Raw genomic sequence first — 19,859 nt, forward strand, 5'->3', positions numbered from 1 at the left:
TGATTCAACGACCTCATCAAGATACAGAAGGAAAAGCGATGGCCACCACAAAACTCCTGACCGATGCCGAGGTTGAACGAATTCCGGCGGTGAAAGCGGTCTTCGACGACATCCGCGCAACGCGCAAATCGGATTTCGTCAACAATTTCTGGCGCGGGCTGGCCAATGATCCGGCGGCGCTGAAGCGCATATGGGAACAGCTCAAGGTGGTGATGGTTGCCGACAGCGCCATCGACCCGCTGACCAAGGAGATGATCTACATCGCCGTGTCGACCGCCAATGGCTGCTCGTATTGCGTCCACTCGCACACGGCCGCTGCTCGGGCCAAAGGCATGACCGATGCGCAGCATGGCGAGCTGGTATCGATCATCGGACTGGCCGGCCAGACCAATCACATGGTGACCGCACTGCAGATCCCGGTCGACCCGCAGTTCGACGTGAAGTGAGGCGAAGCGTCGTTTCCTTCTCTCGCAAGGGGAGGAAGGGGCAGCGCTTACACAGGCCGGTATACCTTCTCCGCCGTGTTCCAGAAAATGTCGGCTTCGGCGGCCCAGCCATGCTTTGCGACCGCGGCGCGGTGCGCCTTGATCAGCTCCGCGTGACTGGTCCACAGTTTCTCGATCGGGAAGTTCGAGCCGAACATCAAGTGGTCGCTGCCAAGGATGTCGATCGCGTTGTCGACGATGTAGGCGATCAGCGCCGGATCGTTACGGTGCACGAAGGTGCCGAGACCGGAAAGCTTGGCGTAGAGATTGGGCGCGGCCGAGAGCGTGCGCAAGCCAGCCTTCCAGGCTTCGGTCGTCTCCGGCTCCATGCCGATCAGCATGCCGGCGTGGGTGAGGATGAAGTTGGTTTCCGGGTTTTCGCCCACGAGCGTTAGCCCGTCTTTCATTTGGGCAGGGAAGAGCTGAAGGTCGAAGGACAGGCCGTAGTCCTTGAGCCGGCGTACATTGGCGCGCACCTTGGGATCTATGACCTGATCGGCCGAACTGGCGAAGCGGAAGGCTGGCGTCTCGTGCCAGTGCAGTTGCATGCGCACGCCGCGCAGCAGCGGATACTTCATCAAGCGGTCGATCTGGGGCCTGATATCGTCCACCGTCATGTCTGTGTAGCCGACGATCGCGTGGGGCCAGCCGGTCTCGTCGGCTGTCTTCTGCAGAAAGGCGACTTCCTTCTCGAAATCCTCCTTGGCCCAGTTGGTCTGAACATAGACGGCCCTTTCGACGCCGGCGCCCTCCTGGTCCTGGAGAAACTCCTCGATCGGATAGTCGCGGCGGATGGGTTCGTAAGGGCCGAAGATGCGTGGCACCATCGGCCCGACCAGCCAAGGCTGGTCCTGCTGGCGCCAGATGTGGAAATGCGCGTCGATGGTCTTCTGCATCACGAAACCCTCTTCCAGATTGTCGCCGCGTGCGGGGCAGGGCGGGCGAGCGACAGGATGAAATCGCCAAGGCCGGCGAGAGACGAACCGTCGACCAGATCGTCGAGGTCAGGCAGGATAGCGCGCAGCGCCGCCGTTTCCGGCCGGAAACGCGGATCGCCGGCCAGCGGGGTCGCCAGCGAAAGGCGGAAGGCGCGGGCGCTCAGCCGCCGCATCGCCATCTCCAACTCGGCATGGTCGCCGCGTTCCAGCGCATCCGAGAGAATGACCACCGCGGCGCCGCGCGCGAAAGACGAAAAGCGCGGCACGGAGAGGAAGGCAAGCAGCGTCGGCCCCATGCGGGTGCCACCGTCCCAGTCATCCACCTGGGCCGCGGCGCGTGCCAGCGCCTGATCTCGGTCGCGCAGGCGCAGGGCCGAGGTGATCCGGGTGAGTCGCGTGCCGAAGGTGAAGATCTCGGCGCGGTCCGTGCCTTGAACGGCGGCATGCGCGAGCTTCAAATAATCGGCCGTGTGCAGCTTCATCGAGCCGGAGACATCGATCAGCAGCAGGAGCTTGCGCGCCACGGTCTGGCGGCGGCGCAGCAGCGGCGAGGGGACGTCGCCATCCGCGCTGACGATCTCGCGCAGCGACCGGCGCAGGTCGAGCTTGCCGCGCGAATGCGTGCGCACGGTGCGGAAGGAGCGGCGCGAGGGCAGCGCGCTCGACAAGCCGCAGCGAAAGGCGGTCAGCCTGTCCTCGTCGCGCTCGAATTCGCGGAGGCTCAACTGCTCGCGGGCCGAGGATAGTTCGCCGCCCTCCTGGCTTTGCTCGACCTCCATGCGGTCGTCGTCTGCGCCGCCATCATCCTTGACGCGGGTTTCCTCGTCCGGATCGCCTTCGACCATTGCCGGCGTGCTGCCATAAAAATGGCTCTGGAAATGCGCTTCGAACTCCTCACGGCGGTCGGGTGGCGGCGCCAAGGTGGCAAGCGCCGCCTGGCGGATGTCGCCCATGGAGCGCGGCCCAAGCAATGTCACCGCCTGCATGAAGCCGGAGACCTGCTCCGGGGCGACGGCAAAGCCATAGCGGCGCAAAAGGCGGCCGAAGTGGAGGAAGGGCTGGGCGGCGCGGGGCAAGCTCTCCTCGCCCCGTTCACGGGGAGAGGATGCCGGCAGGCAGGTGAGGGGCGGCGCCACCTTCTGCCCACGATGGCGCTGCCCCTCATCCTCCCCTTCAGGGCACCTTCTCCCCGTGAACGGGGAGAAGGGGTCGTTCAGATCGCCCATCACCCCAGCGCCTCCTCGACAATCCGGCCAAGCTCCGGCGCGATGTAGGTGAGATCCTCCTCATCCTTGATCAGCACGCCAATGGCGCGGCGGAAGGCTTCCGGCCAAGGGCTGCCGCCCTTTTCCAGGATGGTCGCGGCGTTCGCCCACTCTACCGCCTCGGCGATGCCAGGCGGCTTGGCAAGCGGCCTGGCGCGGATGGTCTGCACGGCCGCCGCCACCGCGCGTGCGGTGGCTTGTGCGACATCGCCGGCGCGCAGCATGATGATGGCGGCCTCACGCTCGGCATCGGGATAGCCGATCCAATGGTAGACGCATCGCCGGCGCAGCGCTTCGGCGAGTTCGCGTGTGCGGTTCGAGGTCAGGATGACGATCGGCTGTGCCGCCGCGCGGATCGTGCCGCGCTCGGGTATACTGATCTGGAAGTCGGAGAGAAATTCGAGCAGCAGGGCCTCGAACTCATGGTCCGAACGGTCAATCTCGTCGACCAGCAGCACGCGCTGTTGCGGCGCCCTAAGCACCTGCAGCAAGGGACGGGCGATCAGGAAACGGTCGTCATAAATGTCGATGTCCTGCTCGCCGGCATGGCGGATGGCGAGCAGTTGACGCTGGTAGTTCCACTCATAGAGAGCGTGCGCGGCGTCAATGCCTTCATAGCATTGCAGGCGCACCAGATCGCGGCCGAGCAACGTAGCGACAGCCTTGGCCGCCTCCGTCTTGCCGACGCCGGGCGCACCTTCGAGCAGGAGGGGTTTGCCCATCCGGATCGCCAGGAAGATGGCGGTCGCCAGGCTCTCGTCGGCGAGATAGCGTGAACCGGCCAGATGCTGCGCTACCGCCTCCGGCGACATCGCGACAGTTTCGGCGTTCGCTCCGGACATGTTGCCGCTCAGGTCGCCGCTTGCGCCCTGAGCGCGCGCAGGATGCGCTCCGGCGTGATCGGCAGCGTGTCGATGCGCACGCCGACCGCGTCGAACACGGCATTGGCGACCGCTGGAATCTGCGGATTGGCGCACATTTCGCCTGGCCCCTTGGCGCCATAGGGCCCGTCGGCCGAGGGCCGTTCCAGCACGATGATCTCGGTTTCGGCGAGGTCGCCGGGGCCTGGCATCAGATACTGGTTGAAGTCGGTGCCGCCATGGTCGCGGTTGGGATAATAGGGTTCGGTCGTCTCGTAGAGCGCGTGGCTGATGCCCATCCAGGACCCGCCGACAAGCTGCTGTTCGACCATTTTCGGGTTCAGCGCACGGCCGATCTCGAAAACGTTCTTCACGGTCAGGACAGTGACCTCGCCGGTCTCGTCATCGACTTCGACCTCGGCGACGGTGCAAGCATGCGCGTAGCAGGTCGACGGCTTCATCGCGCCGGTCTCCTTCTCCGGATAGGAGCGCGGGATCAGGAACATGCCGCGGCCGGAGATCGAGCGGCCGCGCTTGAAATGCGCCGACAGCGCGACATCGAAGATCGAGATCGCCTTTTGCGGCGCGCCCTTGACCAGGATGTTCCCCAGGCCGTCCGTCTCGAGGTCGGAGGCGTTGACCTCCAGTTCCTCGGCGGCCACTTCCAGCATCACCTGACGCGCTTCCTTGGCTGCCTGGATGACAGCGTTGCCGGCGCGGTGGGTGCCGCGCGAGGCGAACGTGCCCATGCAGTGCGGGCCGGTATCGGTGTCGGCGGTGTCGACGACGACGCGGTCGGTCGGCACGCCGATCGTCTCGGCGCAGATCTGCGCCATGATCTGCTTCATGCCCTGGCCGAGGTCGACCGACGACAGCGTCACCATGAAATTACCGGTCGGAGTCGAATGCACCAGCGCCTGGGTGGGGTCGCCGCCGAGATTCATGCCGGTCGGATAGTTGATCGCGGCGACGCCGCGTCCGCGCTTGATCGCCATCTCAAGCTCCCTTCGCGTAGGACGACATCGCCATGTATTTCTCCGCCACCGGCCAATCGGCGGCGCGCGAGGCTTCCTGCATGCATTCGATCAGCGCCGCCCCTTCGGTCGGCTGCCGATGCGCCTTCATGTCGCCGTCGCGATAGGCGTTGATGAAGCGGAATTCGAGCGGATCCATGCCGATCAGCCGCGCCAGCTTGTCCATCTGCACCTCCAGCGCGAAATCGCCGATGGTGACGCCGAAGCCGCGCATGGCGGAGGAGGGGGTGCGGTTGGTGTAGACGCAATAGGTGTCGATCCAGACATTGGGGATGGTGTAGGGACCGGGATAGTGGCCGGCGCCCTTCTGCGCGCCATAGGGCGAGTGTCGCGAATAGGCGCCGGCGTCGGTGTAGCCGGTCACCTTACGCGCAACGATGCGGCCATCCTTCATGACGCCGTCCTTGATGACGACCTTCTCGGCGGCGCGCGGCGAAGAGATCTGCATTTCTTCCTCGCGGCTGTAGATGAAGGAGACCGGCCGGCCGGTGAGCTTGGCGCCGAGGATGGCGATCGGCTCGACGATGACGTCGACCTTGCCGCCGAAGCCGCCGCCGACGGTGCCGCCGACGAAATGGAGCTTGCTTCCGGGCATCTGCAGGATGATCGAGGTGTTGTCGAGGGTGAAGAACATCGCCTGGGTGTTGGTGTAGCAGGTGAAGCGGTCGTTGCCCGCCGGAGCCACCACGCAACCGGTGGTTTCGGTCGGCGCGTGTTCGATTGGCGAGGATTGGTAGCTCTGTTCGAGAATGTGGTCGGCCTCGGCAAAGCCAGCCTCGACATCGCCGAACCGAACTTTGCGGCACTCGCCGCTGTCGTAGAGATAATAATTCTGGCCGTGATATTCGTTGACCAGAGGGGCGCCGGGCTTCAGCGCTTCCTCCATGTCGAAGACGGCCGGAAGCACCTCGTAGTCGACCTTGACCTTGGCCGCGGCTTCCTGTGCCGCGCGCTCGGTATCGGCCAGTACCGCCACAACGGCCTCGCCCTTGAAGCGCACCTTGCCGTCGGCCAGCACGGTCTCGTCCTCGGGGCCGACCTGGATCAGGATCAGGATGGTGTAGACATTATGCGGCACGTCCTTGGCCGTGAGCACCCTTGCGACGCCTGGATGTTTCTCGGCTTCGGAGGTGTCGATCGAGCGGATCCGGGCATGATGATGGGGGCTGCGCACCATCTTCAGATGCAGCATGCCGGGGAAGTTGCGGTCGGCAAAGAAACTGGTCTTGCCGGTAACATGGCCGGGCGAATCCGAGCGCGGCCGATCCTGGCCGATCTCGTGCAGATCGTCCTTGCGGACATCGGCGAAGTAATTCTTGCGCAGTTCCATTCTGTTGGTCCTTCAGGCCGCGTTCTGCGAATTGGCGCGGGCCGCGAGCAGCACCGCCTGGATAATCGGCTCATACCCCGTGCAGCGGCAGATATTACCCGACAGCGCTTGGACCACCTCGTCGCGGCTGGGATTGGGCGTATGGTCCAGCAGCACCTTGGCGGCCATGATCATGCCCGGTGTGCAGAAGCCGCATTGCGAGGCGAAAGCGTCGAGGAAGGCGCGCTGCAGCGGATGCAGGACGCCGCCTTCTGACAGGCCGGACGTCGTCGTGATGGCGGTACCATTGCAGTTCTCGGCCAATGTAAGGCAGGAAAGCCGGAGTTCGCCGTCGATGATGACCGAGCAGGCGCCGCAGGTGCCCTGATGGCAGCCACCCTTCGGCGAGGTGTCGCCGATCTTGTCGCGCAACGCATGCAGCAGCGTCGAACCGCTGTCGATGAATTCGGCCGTCTCGCTGCCATTGAGCGTGAATTGGACCGGGACCTTCGCCATTTTTCCTCCTTGCGCGCCTGCCCGAGCAATCGGACAGACGCGCCCCCCGACAGTTGACTAGCTGAGCAGCAACCGGCCGAGATGGACCGGCAGCACTTCGTTGCGATACCAGGCGCTGGCGATCGGATCGGTGGCCGGCGAGGTGCTTTCAGTGGCAACGGCCAGGGCCGGTGCGATGCCTTCCTTCGTCAGGTTTGCGCCGACCAGCGCCATTTCCGCCGCCTTGGCGCGCATCGGCCTGTCGGCCATGCAGCCAAGGGCTATCCGGGCCGAGGCTATGGTGCCGTCGGCTGCCCGTTCGACCAGGGCGGCGATGCTCAGCACTGAAACGCCCTTCGGCTTGACCCGGGAGACTTTCAGAAAGCGAAAGCCATCTTGGGGCACGGAAAAGCCGACCGAGGTCACGATCGCGCGGCTGACGTCGCGGTGCGCCAAAAAGGCGTCGATCGGCGTTTCGCCATCCTCCGTCGTGACGGTGGCATCGAGCGCCAGAAGGGCAACCGCGAAGTCCCCATAAGGCGTGGGCGCGAAGAGATTGCCGCCGACAGTCGCCATGTTGCGGACGGCCGGCCCGCCGACGGCGCGCGCCGCCCCGGCAAGGAAGCCAAGTTCCGCATGACGGGCGACCGCCGCCATCGTCACCGAAGCGCCGATGCGGGCCTTGCCGTCGGAAACGTCTATTGTCGAAAGGGATGGCTCCGTCGAGCGAACGAGGCCGGTGACCGAGACGTCGCCCTCATTGGCGGCGCGCACGACCAGGGTGCCGCCGCCGAGATAGCGCGTGCCTGCCGACTGCAGGGCGGCATTGGCGTCCTTCAGGGTCGAAAAGGTCTGCAAGGCGAGCGCCATGACTGTCTCCGTCAGCCCTGGCCGGAGAAGTGGCTCTTCAAAGCGTTGAAACCGCCCTGAAAAACGTTTGCGCCCATGCCCTCGGCAAGCTTGTCGGCTTCCTCAGACGCGGCGTCGAAGCTGGCGGTCCATTCCGCATAGGTGCGGTCGCCATCGGTGACGCGCCGCAGTTGCAACGTCGCCTTATGGTTTGTCAGGGGCTGCGGCGTCTCCAGGATGGAGTAGCTGACGAGGAAATTGTCATCGGAGAAGTCGAGCAGCTTCTCACGGATGCGGGCCCCGCTGGCCAGCTGGAAGTTCCGCACGCAGCCGATTTCGCCAGCGTCCTTGCCGTCCTCGATATGGCTTTCGACCATGCGCGGATGCCAGCCGGGCAGACCGTTGAAGTCGCGTATGCGTGCCCAGACCTTTTCGACCGGCGCGTCGATGACGCTGGAGATGGTGACTTTCGCCATAGGATTTTCCCTTGCAACTGCGACAGGATGCTAGGGTAGGCGGGCCATTGCCTCGGCGCTTATCAATGCGTCTCAAACGCGTATCAAGGAGTCTGAAAAAGGCCCGTTCCGCGCCTCAGGCGATCGCCCTGGCGGCCTCGCGATAAAGCGTCGGCGGCACGCCGACATGGTCGCGGAAGAAGCGCGAGAAATTGCCCTGGGTCGTGAAGCCGAGATTGCAGGCGACCGAAATCAGCGGTTCGCGCGACCATTGCAGCTGCCGCACGGCTTCCTCCATGCGCAGCGTGTTCCAATATACATTGGGCGTCAGGTTGGTCTGCTCCTTGAACAGGGCGAAGAAATGCGGCCGTGACAGGCCGACGCTGCGCGCGACCTCGTCGAAGCAGATGCGTTCGCAGACATTGGCCTTCATCAGCTGGATCGCCTTGCGGACGCGAAAGTCCTGCATCGTATGGACGCGAAGACGTGCCTCCCGCGGCGACGAAGCGTCGGCCGCGTCCAGCACACTGTCGATGAAGCGCTCGATTTCGTAATTGGCGACGTCATCGATGCTTTCATTGTCGGTGAGGTGGTCGAGCAGATTGGCGGCCGCCTGGTGCAGCCAGGGTTCGAGCGTGATTGCGGCCTGTTGGAACAATGGCGCGGACGAGGGCAGATCACGGCGCCGACGCGCCCAATCAGGGTCGATGTAGAAGGCCAGGAACAGGCCGGGCGCCCCGTTCCGCGACAGGACGTGGCTATGCGGCTGGAAGGAATTGATGCCGGCTGCGGTGCATGGACCAAGCCGCACCGTCTCCCGGCCGATTGTCATCTCGCCGGCCGTGCCTTCCAACCATATGATCAGATGTGCCTCGACATGGGCATGGGTGACGAAGTCGCTTGCGACATTCAGGATAGAAACATGTCCGAACCGGCCCCAGTAGAGCCTGATCGCTTCCGTCATGGGTATATCCTCCCGCGGGCGACTGGCCTCCCTTCGCACGCCCGGGGATTGTGCGGCTGAGTTCGGGCATACGTCAAGGCGCGGCGGGCCGGTTGACATGCCGGGCACCGAGGCGGGACTGATTTTCAGACTGAGCGATAGGCTCCGGAACGACAGAGGTTCGGCAGTGCGCCGTCAAACCGAAGCGGTCATACCGCCGTCGACATAGAGCGTGTGCCCGTTGACGAAGGACGATGCGTCGGACGCCAGGAAAACGGCGGCGCCGATCAGCTCGTCGACATTGCCCCAACGGCCCGCCGGTGTGCGCTTTTCCAGCCAGGCCGAGAATTCCGCATTGTCGACCAACGCCTGGTTCATCTCGGTGCGGAAATAGCCTGGTGCGATGGCGTTGATCTGCAGGCCGTGCCTCGCCCAGTCCGCGCACATGCCTCGCGTCAGGTTGCGGATGGCGCCCTTCGTCGCGGTATAGGGCGCGATGTTGGGCCGGGCCAATTCGCTCTGCACCGAGCCGATGTTGATGATCTTGCCCCGGCCCCGACCGATCATGTGCCGGGCGACGGCCTTACCCGCGTGGAAGGCACCCGAGACGTTGGTCCTGAACAGCCGCTCCCACTGCTCTTCGGGAAAGTCCTCGAGCGGGGCGCGGAACTGAAGACCGGCATTGTTGATCAGGATGTCGATAGGACCGATCGCGGCCTCGATCCTGTCGATTTCCGCCGCCACCGCGCGGGAGTCTGTCACGTCGAAGACGGAGGCGTGCGCACTGAAGTCGGCTTCGCGCAGCTTTTCGACGGCGGCCCCGGTCTTGCCGGCATCGCGGCCGTTGAGCACGACGGCTGCGCCGTGTTCGGCGAGACCTCGGGCCAGAGCGAAACCGATGCCCTGGCTGGAGCCTGTGATCAGCGCCAACCGGCCCGCGAGATCAAACAAGGGGCTTGGCACGGCCGGCTTAATCGCTGCGCCTGAAGTTGCGGATGCGGTCGAACAACACGGCCATCAGGATGGCGCCGCCAATGAACACGCCCTGCCAGAAGGCGTTGATGCCGAGCAGGCCGAGACTGTTGCGGATCACCTCGATGAGCGCCGCGCCGACGATCGCGCCGAAGGCGGTGCCTACGCCGCCGGCGAGGTTCGCACCGCCGATGACGGTGGCTGCGATGACCTGCAGTTCCATGCCGGTGCCGATATTGGTGGTGACGGCGCCGAGCCAGCCGGTCTGGATGATGCCGGCAATGCCCGCCGACAGCGCTGAGATCATGTAGACGGCGACCTTGATCTGGCGGACCGGCACGCCGGTCAGCCTCGCGGCATGCTCATTGCCGCCGATGGCGAAGATGTGGCGGCCGAACTTCGTCCAGCGCAGGGTGAAGCCTGTGATCAGCGCCAGCAGGATCGTGTAGAGCACCGGATTTGCGATGCCGAACACCCAGGCGCCGCCGCCGAGCGCCAGCAGCTTGTCGTGATCCGGGCCGAACTGGAAGACGACGGTGTTATTGGAGGCGACCATGGCCAGGCTGCGCGCAATCGACAGCATGCCGAGCGTCACCACAAAGGGCGGAAAGCCCAGATAGGCGATCAGCACACCATTGAAGGCACCGATGGCGAGCGCGGTTGCGATCGAGGCCAGAATGCCGATTTCGATCGAGTAGCCTGCATGCATCGTCACCGCCAGAACCATGGAGGACAGGCAAAGCACCGAGCCCACCGAGAGGTCGATGCCGCCGGTGATGATGACGAAGGTCATCCCCAGGGCGATGATGGCGACGAAGGTGATGTTGCGGGTGATGTTGTAGAGGTTCTTCGAGGTGGCGAAGGCGTCCGTGGCAAACGACAGGAACAGGCAGGCTACGATCACCGCGATCACCACCCAGAAGGTCTGGCTGGCAAACAGCCTGGCGGGCAGGGTTTGCTGCTTGTGTTCGATCGGCTGGTCAATTGTCAGTGCCATCGGCGACCTTCATCTGCTGTTCGTGGTGAACGCCTGATATCAAACCTGTTCGATCGCGCCCGTGATCAGCCCGGTGACTTCCTCGGGCGAACTCGATGCGATCGTCTTGTCGGCGACCTTGCGGCCGCGCCGCATGACGATGACACGGTCGGCGACGGTGAAGACGTCTGGCATGCGGTGGCTGATCAGCACGACCGCGATACCCTGGTCGCGCAGATGGCGGATGAGATTGAGCACCTCGGCGACCTGACGCACGGAGATCGCCGCGGTCGGCTCGTCCATCAGCACGATCTTGGCTTGCGAAAGCATGGTGCGGGCGATGGCCACCGCCTGGCGCTGGCCGCCCGACATCTGCTTGACCAGATCGCGTGGACGGGTCTCGGATTTCAACTCGGCGAAGATCTGGCCGGCACGCTTGTACATCGAAGCGTAATCGAGGATGCGGAACGGTCCGACGCCGCGGCGTAATTCGCGCCCGAGAAAGACATTGGCGGCGGCGGTCAGATTGTTGCACAGCGCCAGGTCCTGGTGGACGATCTCGATGCCGTGCTGGCGGGCTTCCACCGGCTTGTGCAGGACAAGCTCCTTGCCATCCATCCGCATGCTGCCGTGGCTCGGCGGAAAATTGCCGGCGATCATCTTGACCAGCGTCGATTTGCCGGCGCCATTGTCGCCCATCAGTCCGACCACCTGGCCGGGCTCGATCGACAACGATACGTCGTTGACGGCCTGAATGGCGCCGAAATGCTTTGATATGTTGGTGAGTTCGAGAACCGCCACCAGCCTTCTAGCCTCCCCGTTCTGTTGCCTGCTGCTGTTCCCCGCTCGTCGCGCGGGCGCTGCTTTGGCCTCGCTTTCCCCGGCTCCTCCCGGAAACAGCGTCAGCGTTCTTTTACGCAAAAGCCGGCGCGCGTCAATCAATTGTCAGACGAACAGGGGGCTCCTTCACAGCAAAAATCTGTTTTGTAGGACAAATAGGATTGACGTCGTCGACACGACGATATTAGCTAAGGATAGGAGGAGATCATGCCGATGCCTGGCCGGGAAGCTGGCTGGAACCGGCGTGGGTCTTATCGGCCGATGGCTAGGTTCACGCATGTGGAGCCGGCCTGAGGCGATCGGGAAATGCTTATCGATCTGCCTGGGACATGAGTGCTCGTGCAACGAACCTCTGTCATCACGCATCCGGTCGATTTGTGTGGCGGGCACGCCGTGTCCGTCTGTTTCAAGGGAGGACTGACATGAGGAAAACACTTTTGCTCGCCGCCGTCGCCGCCATGGCGTTGGGCGCCGGGCCGGCTTTGGCCAAGAAACAGCTCGTCATCGTGGTGAAGGGTCTCGACAACCCGTTCTTCGAAGCCATCCACCAGGGCTGCGAAAAATGGAACAAGGAAAACGCGTCTTCGGAATATGAGTGCTTCTACACCGGACCGGCATCAACGTCGGACGAGGCCGGCGAGGCGCAGATCGTGCAGGACATGCTGAGCAAGGCCGACACGGTGGCGATGGCGATCTCGCCGTCGAACGCCCCGCTCATCGCGCAGACGATCAAGAGCGCCAATCCGACGATCCCGATCATGACCCTCGACGCCGACCTCGGCAAGGACGATGCGGCGCTGCGCAAGACCTATCTCGGCACCGACAACTATCTGATGGGCAAGAAGATCGGCGAGTACATCAAGAAGGCCAAGCCGAACGGCGGAACGATCTGCACGATCGAGGGCAACCCGGCCGCCGACAACATCCTGCGCCGCGCGCAAGGCATGCGTGACGCGCTGACCGGCAAGGAAGGTCTCGCGACGCTTGCCGGCGAAGGTGGCTGGACCGAAGTGGCCGGCTGCCCGGTGTTCACCAATGATGACGGCGCCAAGGGCGTTCAGGCGATGACCGACATCCTCGCCGCCAACCCCAAGCTCGATGCGTTCGGCATCATGGGCGGCTGGCCGCTGTTCGGCGCTCCGCAGCCTTACCGTGACCTGATAGGCCCGCTGAAGGACAAGATCGCCAGCAATGATTTCGTCATCGGCGCAGCCGACACGATCGGTGACGAGGTGGCCATCGCCAGGGACGGGCTCGTGACCGCGCTGGTTGGTCAGCGTCCGTTCGAAATGGGCTACAAGGCGCCGGCGGTGATGATCGATCTCATCGAAGGCAAGACTGTCGCCGATCCGGTGTTCACCGGCCTTGACGAATGCACCAAGGACACGGTCGACACCTGCATCCAGAAGTAAGTTGGATCAAGGGGCGCCTGGCAACGGGCGCCCCCTTTTCCGAAGCGACGCCCTGGCGGAGCAACCGGCTCCAGCCTTGGCACGTGCATCACCTGAATTTCGGCAACGATATCGGCGCGCCGCACGGGCCCGGAACCATTGCGGACGGAACTGCCGACGCATTGGACCGTGGATGCCGGACGACCTATCACAGAAGCAATCGGATGTCGGCAAGGCGGCCCCCGCCGACCGACCGGCAGGCCTGAGACGCCCCGACGCGGCGCATTTTCCAGGCTCGAGCGTCCATGCTTCACTGGCCGGCGAGATAGGTCTGCGCATCGTGCGCGGCGATTACCCGCCCGGCACCATTCTCCCCAACGAGGCAAAATGGGCTGAGACCTTCAATGTCAGCCGCTCGGCGGTGCGCGAAGCCATCAAGATGCTGATGGCGAAGAGCCTGCTGGCGTCGCGACCCAAGATCGGCAGCTGGGTCGAGCCGAAGGAGCGCTGGAACCTGCTCGACCGTGACGTGCTGGGCTGGTACGCGACATCGCCGGATCGCGAAGCCTTCCTGCGCACCGTCCACGAGTTCCGGCGTATCATCGAGCCGGAGGCATCCGCGTTCGCCGCAATGCGGCGGACCGACGAGCAGATGGAAGAGATCAGCAAGGCATGCCGTGAGATGGGCGAGGCGGCAAGCCTGCCGGAGCGCATTCGCGCCGACACACGCTTCCACCTCGCCATTTTGCGCGCGTCCGGCAACGACCTGCTTGTGCCGCTGGGCGTGCTCATCGAATCCGCGCTCGACCATTTGTTCGCGTACGCCACGCAGCGGGTCGGCGATCAGCAGCATGCACAGAAACTGCATGAGGCTATCGAGAGGAACATCCGCCTGCAGCGCCCCGCCGCAGCCCGCAATGCGGTGCACAGGCTGCTGGCCGACACCGACGCCGCGATCGGACGGGGACCCCGGTAAGGCGGCCGGTCCGGCTCAGATCGTCTGATTGACCCCATCCTTGGAAGGCATCAGGTCGATGCCGTTGACCTTGCCGATATGTGTGGCCAGCATCGGCACGAATTGCTCGGCTGGGCCGGTGGCATGAGCGCCGGCGAAGGAATTCTTGGTGGCGTTGCCGAGCGGGTTGGCGATCCCGGCGGCTCCTGCCATGGATTCCAGATAGGTAAGGTCCTTGAAGGCGTTGGCGATGGTGAATTTATGCGCGTCGCGATCGCCCTCCAGTGTCCAGCGCATGAAGGTCTGGTAGAAGCCGCAATCCATGCGGCCGTTGCGGATGACGCTGTCGAAGCGCGGCGGCGAGATACCCACCTTCTGCGCCAGCGCCAGTGCCTCGGAATAGATCGCGGCGTAGCCGAGCGAGATGAAATTGTTGAGGAGTTTCATGCGATGGCCGTCGCCTGTGTCGCCGATATGGACGATGCGCCCCGCCCAGGTTTCGATCACCGGCTTGACCCGGGCGAAGACGGCGTCCGGTGCGCCGACCATGGCGTCGAGCGTGCCTTCCCAGGCCTCCTTGGGCGTGCGGCTGAGCGGGGCGTCGACATAGTCGACGCCGAGCGCCGCGAGTTCGGCGGCGAGAGCGACGGTGGAGACAGGATCGGAGGTCGAGCAGTCGACGACGACCGAGCCCTTCTTCAATCCTTCCTTCAGGCCGCCGGGGCCGCGGATGATGGCCTCCACCTCGCGCGAGCCTGTCACGCAGATGAAGACGATGTCGGACGCGGCGGCAACCTCACGCGAAGTGGCGGCTTCCCTGGCGCCCCGGCCAAGCAGGTCTTCCGCCGGCTTGCGATTCTTGCGGCCGAGAAAGGTCAGCGCATAACCCTTGTCGACGATGTTCTTGGCTATCCCGTGCCCCATCAGCCCAAGGCCGATGAAGCCGATCGTCTCGCTGGCAGCAGTCGTGTTCATGTCGTCTCGTCCTGTTTGCACTGGTGATGTCCGCAATCGCGCTTTGGGGGGAACCGGCGGTTGCGAAGCGGCTTATTGTCTGACAATACACATAAATACCCAGCATTGGAGATCAAAATGACGAAGCGGATCATGTTCACCGGCGGCAGCGGCAAGGCCGGACGGCACGTCGTGCAGTATCTGGTCGAGCAGGGCTGCCAGGTGCTCAACATCGACACCAAGCCGCTCGACAATCCCAAGGTTCGAACGCTGATCACCGACATTACCGACAGCGGGCAGGTCTTCAATGCGCTGTCGAGCTATATGGGCCTGCACGAGTTCGATCCGTCGCTGCGCGCCCAGCCGGTGGACGCCGTGGTGCATTTCGCAGCCATACCGCGCATCATGATCACGCCCGACAATGAGGTGTTCCGCATCAATGCGATGGGCACCTACAATGTCATCGAGGCTGCGGTGAAGCTCGGCATCCGCAAGGTGGTGATCGCGTCCAGCGAGACGACCTATGGGCTGGTCTTCGCCAACGAGCCGCGCGATCCGACGCATTTCCCGCTGGACGAAGAGTATGACGTCGACCCAATGGACAGCTACGCCCTCTCCAAGATCGTCAACGAGAAGACGGCGCGCGCCTTCGCCGTGCGCAGCGGCATCGACATTTATGCGCTGCGCATCGGCAATGTCATCGAGCCGCACGAATATTCGCTTTTCCCGAAATGGTTCGCAGATCCAGGTTTTCGCAAGCGCATCGCCTGGAGCTATGTCGACGCGCGCGATCTCGGCCAGATCACCTTGCGCGCCATCGAAAAAGACGGGCTCGGCTTCCAGGTGTTCAACGCCGCCAATGATGACACATCGTCCGACCTGCCCACGGCGGAACTTCTCAAGCGGTTCTATCCGGGCGTCCCTGTAAAAGCCGATCTCGGGGAATACGAGACGCTTCTGTCCAATCGCAAGGCGCGCGACGTGCTCGGCTTCCGGCCGGAGCACAGCTGGCGCAAATACGTCAAGACGGCCTGATCACTGGGCGAAAAGCGGGTTCATCTGTGCAAAGCAGCCGGCATTGCCCGCCGAGCCGTTGGCCGCGCTTGACTGCCTGCTGAAACCGGACTTTCTGGATCCATGCGGGACGCGAAGCCGAGAAAGGACAAATCGACGGCGAAAGCGGCGGCGGCTGAGCGTCCGGCGGGCGTGCGCCCGCCCGACGCGGCACGCATCCCCGGTGCCAGCGTGCACACATCGCTGGCCAACGAGATCGGCCTGCGGATCGTGCGCGGCGACTATCCGCCTGGAACGATCCTGCCCAACGAGGCGAAATGGTCGGAAACCTTCAGTGTCAGTCGTTCGGCCGTGCGCGAAGCGATCAAGATGCTGATGGCCAAGAGCCTGCTGGCCTCTCGCCCGAAGATCGGCAGTTGGGTCGAACCGAAGGAACGCTGGAACCTGCTCGACCGCGATGTGCTGGCCTGGTACGCGACATCGCCGGACCGCGAGGTCTTCCTGAAGACCGTGCAGGAGTTCCGTCACATTATCGAGCCAGAGGCTACGGCTTTCGCCGCCATGCGTCGCACCGACGAGCAGATGGCCGAGATCAGCCTGGCCTGCAGGGAGATGGGCGAGGCGACCAGCCTGCAGGAGCGTACCCGGGCCGACACGCGCTTCCACCTCGCCATCCTGCGCGCCTCGGGTAACGACCTGCTCGTGCCGCTGGGTGTGCTGATCGAATCCGCCTTCGATCATCTATTTGCCTATACGACGCGTGAACTCGACGATCTCAGCCACGCGCAGAAACTGCACGAGACGATCGAGAAGAACATCAGGCTGCGGCGGCCGGACGCCGCACGCAGCGCGGTGCGCAAGCTGCTGGCCAACACCGACGGCGTCATCCAGTCCAGATAGGTGATCGTGCCGACGCCGCCCGCCCATTGTGTCCGCGGTCAGGATGTCAAACCCGACAGATGAAGGCGGGTCAGGCCTACCAGAAGCGCCTGGTCGCGGGCCGCGTGTTCGGGCGGGTTCAGGACAGGGTCGCCGTTGACGATTGCGCCCCAGAAGCCGCGCAGCTCCTCGACAAAGGCTTCCGCGTAGCCGGCGCGCAAATCTCTTGTCGAGAGAGTGTGGCCCTGCGACGTTTTCACCGTCAGCCGTGTCGGCTGGTGGTTAAGCCAGGGCGAAGGGAATTCGAGTTCTAGGCTGGCATCGTCGAAAAACAGCGTGATGCGTTCTCGGTAGTCGGCAAGCTTCGGCACGGTCAGATGCGTCATGGTCCACAAAGCCTGGCCATCGAGCAGCTTGACCGCACCTTGTCCCCCATCGCCATTGGCGAAGATCTGCGCACCGACGATCTCGCCGTCTGGTACTTCGAGCGCGTCGAGAAGGCCATGCACGGCGTTGACATCGTGAATCAGGGCGGAGCTGTAAGCCCCGGTAAATCCACGGAAAGCCAGATCGGTCAGGGGTATACCAATGGCGCGCTCCACCTGCTGCCGCTGTTTGTCGATGGCGGCCGCGATCAACTCCTTTGGGATATCGCCGCCGCGCTTGTAGCGGTGATGGGCGATGAAGGGCCAGGCGTCGGGGTCGTTGACCTCGACCGACACGGAGCGAAGCGTTCCGGCCGTGCCGGGAAGGGACTCAAGCGCCAGCCGGTAGCTTGGGTCGAAACGCTTCATATAGCCGACCTGCACCAGTTTTCCCGCCCTGTCGCGGGCAGCGGCGATGTCGGCGATCTCGGCCGGGGAATAGCAAAGCGGCTTTTCGCAGAACACGTGCAGCCCCCGGCTCAGGGCTGCCAGCACCTGTTCGTAATGCAGGGGGTCCGGCGAGCCGATGATGACGGCGTCGAGGCGCTGGTCGAGAAGCTGTTCGGGCGTTTCGAAACCGCGGACTCCATGGGTGTCGGTGACGAACTGCCGCGAGATGGGTGAGGGATCGGTGACCCCAACCAGTTCGAACAGGCCGGCGAGGCCCAGCAAGTTGGGAATATGCTCGACCTGGGAAATCATGCCGGCGCCGATGACCCCGGCCCTTAACCTGCTCATGCCGTCACTTTCTGAAGATTCTCAAGGGGTTGGTCAGGATGCGATCGCTGGCGACCGGTTGCCGATCTGCGCCAGCAGGCCGGCTATCTCGGCCTCGACCGCCTTCAAATCCTCGCCGCCGGACATGATCGAGATAACCTCATCGCGCGAGATGTCCGATTTGGCATAGGTGCCGCGATTGCGGCCCCGGTTGAGCAGCGTGAAGGTGTCGCCGACGGGATAGGCGTGATGGATGTTGTGGCTGATGAAGATGACGGCCAGGCCCCGCATGCGCGCCTCGATAATGAATTTCAACACCATCGCCGCCTGATGCACTCCGAGCGCCGAGGTCGGCTCGTCAAGGATCAGCACGCGGGCGCCGAAATGCACGGCGCGCGCGATCGCCACCGATTGGCGCTCGCCGCCCGACAGCGTGCCGACGGCCTGCGTCGGGTCGCGCACGTCTATGCCGATATCGGCCATCGCCTGGCGGGCGATGTTGTTGGCGCCTTCTTTGTCGATGCGCGAAAAGGGCAGGCTGCTGCGGGTGGGCTCGCGGCCGAGGAAGAAGTTGCGGGTGATCGACATCAGCGAGATCATGCCGAGGTCCTGGAACACCGTTGCCACCCCGAGGTCCTGGGCATCGCGCGGGCTGCGGAAGACGACCGGCTTGCCGTCGACCAGGATTTCGCCCTTGGTCGGCCGGTGGACGCCGGAGAGCACCTTGATCAGCGTCGACTTGCCGGCGCCATTGTCGCCGAGCAGGCAGTGAACCTCGCCAGGGTAGACCTTGATGTCGATGTCCTGCAGCGCGCGCACCGAACCGAAGCTGACGGAAACGCCGCGAAGTTCCATGGCGGGATGGATGGTCTGGGCAGACTGGCTCATTTGCCGCCTCCGCGTCCGAGAGCCTTCAGCCTGATGTAGTTGTTGACCAGAACGGCCATCAGGATGACGATGCCGAGGAACACCTTGAACCAGTCGGTGTCGATGCCGGTATAGAAGATGCCCATCTGCACCAGGCCGAAGATCAGGGCGCCGAACAGCACGCCGTAGACGGTGCCATAGCCGCCGGTGAGCAGCACGCCACCGATGACGGCGGCGATGATGGCTTCGAACTCCTTGAGCAGGCCGCGCGTTGTGTCGGCGGAGCCGGCCTCCATAACCTGGATTGTGGCGAGCAGCGTCGCCGCGCAGGCGGTGTAGATGAACAGGCTGATCTTCACGCGGTCGACGGGCACGCCGACATTGCGGGCAGCGTTGAGATCACCGCCGGTGGCGAAGATCCAGTTGCCGTATTTGGTCTGGGTCAGCACATAACCGGCGAGCGCGGTCAGGCCGAGCCACCAGACAATGGACATCGGGATGCCGGCGACGAAGGGAATACCGTCGCTGCGCGTCGCGATCCAGCCCTGCGAACCCATCCAGTGGAAGAGCCCAGCGAATATGTGCCCGTTGAACAGGGCCGACGTGCCGGGATCCGGCGCGCCGTCGAGAATATAGGGGATCTGCGTGCGGCCGGTGACGGCGCGGGTGATGCCGATCGACAGGCCGCGCAGGATATAAAGCGAGGCCAGGGTGACGATGAAGGAGGGCAGGCGGGTCTTTACCACGATCAGGCCGTTGACATAGCCGGTGAGGATGGCGACGGCGAAGGCGCAGGCTATGCCGCCCCAGAGCGGCAGCCCCCAGTACTTCACCGTCAGGCCGATGACGACGCCGGCGAAGCCGACCATCGAGCCGACGGAGAGATCGAATTCGCCGGCGATGATGAGAAGGGCGGCGGCGGTGGCGATGATGCCGAGTTCCGCCGACAGGGTCAGGAAGGTCATTGACCCTTGCAGCGAGTAGAGGTTCGCCGCGCCCGGCAGCAGCGCAAAGATGATGATTGTGGCCAGGAGCCCGCCGGCGGCGCCCGCTTCGGGCCGACGCAGCCATTGGGTCAGCCTGCCGGTGCTGGCCAACCGCTCGTCGGCGCCGGCCGCCCGCTTCGAGGTCATGCCGAAGCGGTCACTGGCCAGAGAGCCGGGAGCCGGTATGTCCGAAGGTATCGCCTTGTCTTCCACGGCAGCCATTAGGCTCCCCAATCGCTTACTGCGCAAC

Annotated in this window: 21 protein-coding genes; 5 read left to right on the forward strand and 16 right to left on the reverse strand. The window is 64.0% G+C overall.

Annotated features, from left to right (window positions below):
* Positions 1 to 38 precede the first annotated feature (38 nt).
* Positions 39 to 446 carry a carboxymuconolactone decarboxylase family protein gene (locus tag LB513_RS08360; protein WP_224663005.1) on the forward strand — a complete coding sequence of 136 codons (408 nt, stop codon included), beginning with the start codon at positions 39 to 41 and terminating at the stop codon, positions 444 to 446.
* Between the two features lie 47 nt (positions 447 to 493).
* On the opposite strand, the gene LB513_RS08365 is transcribed toward LB513_RS08360, so the two are convergent.
* The 12 genes from LB513_RS08365 to LB513_RS08415 form a co-directional block, all read right to left on the reverse strand.
* The gene (locus LB513_RS08365; RefSeq protein ID WP_224663006.1) at positions 494 to 1,381 is read right to left on the reverse strand and encodes an amidohydrolase family protein; all 888 of its coding nucleotides are present in this window, start codon (positions 1,379 to 1,381) and stop codon (positions 494 to 496) included.
* A complete protein-coding gene (locus tag LB513_RS08370) occupies positions 1,381 to 2,652 on the reverse strand; it encodes a vWA domain-containing protein (protein WP_224663007.1) in 1,272 nt (423 codons plus the stop codon). Before LB513_RS08370 ends, LB513_RS08365 begins: the two co-directional genes overlap by 1 nt.
* Positions 2,649 to 3,530, reverse strand: a complete 882-nt coding sequence (locus LB513_RS08375) for an AAA family ATPase (protein ID WP_224663008.1) — start codon at positions 3,528 to 3,530, stop codon at positions 2,649 to 2,651. Before LB513_RS08375 ends, LB513_RS08370 begins: the two co-directional genes overlap by 4 nt.
* An 8-nt stretch (positions 3,531 to 3,538) precedes the next feature.
* Positions 3,539 to 4,543: a xanthine dehydrogenase family protein molybdopterin-binding subunit gene (locus LB513_RS25165; protein ID WP_263482023.1), complete on the reverse strand. Its 1,005-nt coding sequence runs from the start codon at positions 4,541 to 4,543 to the stop codon at positions 3,539 to 3,541.
* Between the two features lies 1 nt (position 4,544).
* A complete protein-coding gene (locus LB513_RS25170; protein WP_263482024.1) occupies positions 4,545 to 5,912 on the reverse strand; it encodes a xanthine dehydrogenase family protein molybdopterin-binding subunit in 1,368 nt (455 codons plus the stop codon).
* 12 nt (positions 5,913 to 5,924) lie between these two features.
* The gene (locus tag LB513_RS08385; RefSeq protein WP_224663009.1) at positions 5,925 to 6,407 is read right to left on the reverse strand and encodes a (2Fe-2S)-binding protein; all 483 of its coding nucleotides are present in this window, start codon (positions 6,405 to 6,407) and stop codon (positions 5,925 to 5,927) included.
* A 57-nt stretch (positions 6,408 to 6,464) separates the two neighbouring features.
* Complete coding sequence (locus LB513_RS08390; RefSeq protein ID WP_224663010.1) at positions 6,465 to 7,256, reverse strand: FAD binding domain-containing protein; 792 nt, start codon at positions 7,254 to 7,256, stop codon at positions 6,465 to 6,467.
* An 11-nt stretch (positions 7,257 to 7,267) separates the two neighbouring features.
* The gene (locus LB513_RS08395; RefSeq protein WP_224663011.1) at positions 7,268 to 7,711 is read right to left on the reverse strand and encodes an SRPBCC family protein; all 444 of its coding nucleotides are present in this window, start codon (positions 7,709 to 7,711) and stop codon (positions 7,268 to 7,270) included.
* A gap of 115 nt (positions 7,712 to 7,826) precedes the next feature.
* Complete coding sequence (locus tag LB513_RS08400) at positions 7,827 to 8,654, reverse strand: helix-turn-helix domain-containing protein (RefSeq protein ID WP_224663012.1); 828 nt, start codon at positions 8,652 to 8,654, stop codon at positions 7,827 to 7,829.
* 174 nt (positions 8,655 to 8,828) lie between these two features.
* The gene (locus LB513_RS08405; protein ID WP_224663013.1) at positions 8,829 to 9,596 is read right to left on the reverse strand and encodes an SDR family oxidoreductase; all 768 of its coding nucleotides are present in this window, start codon (positions 9,594 to 9,596) and stop codon (positions 8,829 to 8,831) included.
* 7 nt (positions 9,597 to 9,603) lie between these two features.
* Positions 9,604 to 10,602, reverse strand: coding sequence for an ABC transporter permease (locus LB513_RS08410; RefSeq protein WP_224663014.1), 999 nt, complete (start codon positions 10,600 to 10,602; stop codon positions 9,604 to 9,606).
* Between the two features lie 39 nt (positions 10,603 to 10,641).
* Complete coding sequence (locus LB513_RS08415; protein WP_224663015.1) at positions 10,642 to 11,382, reverse strand: ATP-binding cassette domain-containing protein; 741 nt, start codon at positions 11,380 to 11,382, stop codon at positions 10,642 to 10,644.
* 461 nt (positions 11,383 to 11,843) lie between these two features.
* Here LB513_RS08415 and LB513_RS08420 point away from each other — a divergent pair, with 461 nt between their 5' ends.
* The gene (locus LB513_RS08420; RefSeq protein ID WP_224663016.1) at positions 11,844 to 12,833 is read left to right on the forward strand and encodes a sugar-binding protein; all 990 of its coding nucleotides are present in this window, start codon (positions 11,844 to 11,846) and stop codon (positions 12,831 to 12,833) included.
* 172 nt (positions 12,834 to 13,005) lie between these two features.
* On the forward strand, positions 13,006 to 13,788 hold the full coding sequence (locus LB513_RS08425; RefSeq protein ID WP_224663017.1) for a FadR/GntR family transcriptional regulator: 783 nt from the start codon (positions 13,006 to 13,008) through the stop codon (positions 13,786 to 13,788).
* Positions 13,789 to 13,803: 15 nt separating this feature from the next.
* Here the strand turns inward: LB513_RS08425 and LB513_RS08430 are convergent, their stop codons facing one another.
* On the reverse strand, positions 13,804 to 14,763 hold the full coding sequence (locus tag LB513_RS08430) for an NAD(P)-dependent oxidoreductase (RefSeq protein WP_224663018.1): 960 nt from the start codon (positions 14,761 to 14,763) through the stop codon (positions 13,804 to 13,806).
* A gap of 96 nt (positions 14,764 to 14,859) precedes the next feature.
* Here LB513_RS08430 and LB513_RS08435 point away from each other — a divergent pair, with 96 nt between their 5' ends.
* Both LB513_RS08435 and LB513_RS08440 read left to right on the forward strand, forming a co-directional pair.
* Positions 14,860 to 15,756: an NAD-dependent epimerase/dehydratase family protein gene (locus LB513_RS08435; RefSeq protein WP_224663019.1), complete on the forward strand. Its 897-nt coding sequence runs from the start codon at positions 14,860 to 14,862 to the stop codon at positions 15,754 to 15,756.
* Positions 15,757 to 15,858: 102 nt separating this feature from the next.
* On the forward strand, positions 15,859 to 16,635 hold the full coding sequence (locus LB513_RS08440) for a FadR/GntR family transcriptional regulator (protein WP_224663020.1): 777 nt from the start codon (positions 15,859 to 15,861) through the stop codon (positions 16,633 to 16,635).
* Between the two features lie 38 nt (positions 16,636 to 16,673).
* On the opposite strand, the gene LB513_RS08445 is transcribed toward LB513_RS08440, so the two are convergent.
* From LB513_RS08445 to LB513_RS08455, 3 genes are read right to left on the reverse strand one after another with little or no spacing between them, the layout of a single operon-like run.
* Positions 16,674 to 17,777 (reverse strand): Gfo/Idh/MocA family protein, encoded by a 1,104-nt coding sequence (locus tag LB513_RS08445; protein ID WP_224663021.1) that lies wholly within the window; start codon positions 17,775 to 17,777, stop codon positions 16,674 to 16,676.
* Between the two features lie 33 nt (positions 17,778 to 17,810).
* Positions 17,811 to 18,644, reverse strand: a complete 834-nt coding sequence (locus LB513_RS08450) for an ATP-binding cassette domain-containing protein (RefSeq protein WP_224663022.1) — start codon at positions 18,642 to 18,644, stop codon at positions 17,811 to 17,813.
* Complete coding sequence (locus LB513_RS08455) at positions 18,641 to 19,756, reverse strand: ABC transporter permease (RefSeq protein WP_224663343.1); 1,116 nt, start codon at positions 19,754 to 19,756, stop codon at positions 18,641 to 18,643. Before LB513_RS08455 ends, LB513_RS08450 begins: the two co-directional genes overlap by 4 nt.
* Positions 19,757 to 19,859 lie beyond the last annotated feature (103 nt).

This window comes from Mesorhizobium sp. ES1-1, assembly GCF_020164785.1.
Taxonomy (GTDB): domain Bacteria; phylum Pseudomonadota; class Alphaproteobacteria; order Rhizobiales; family Rhizobiaceae; genus Mesorhizobium.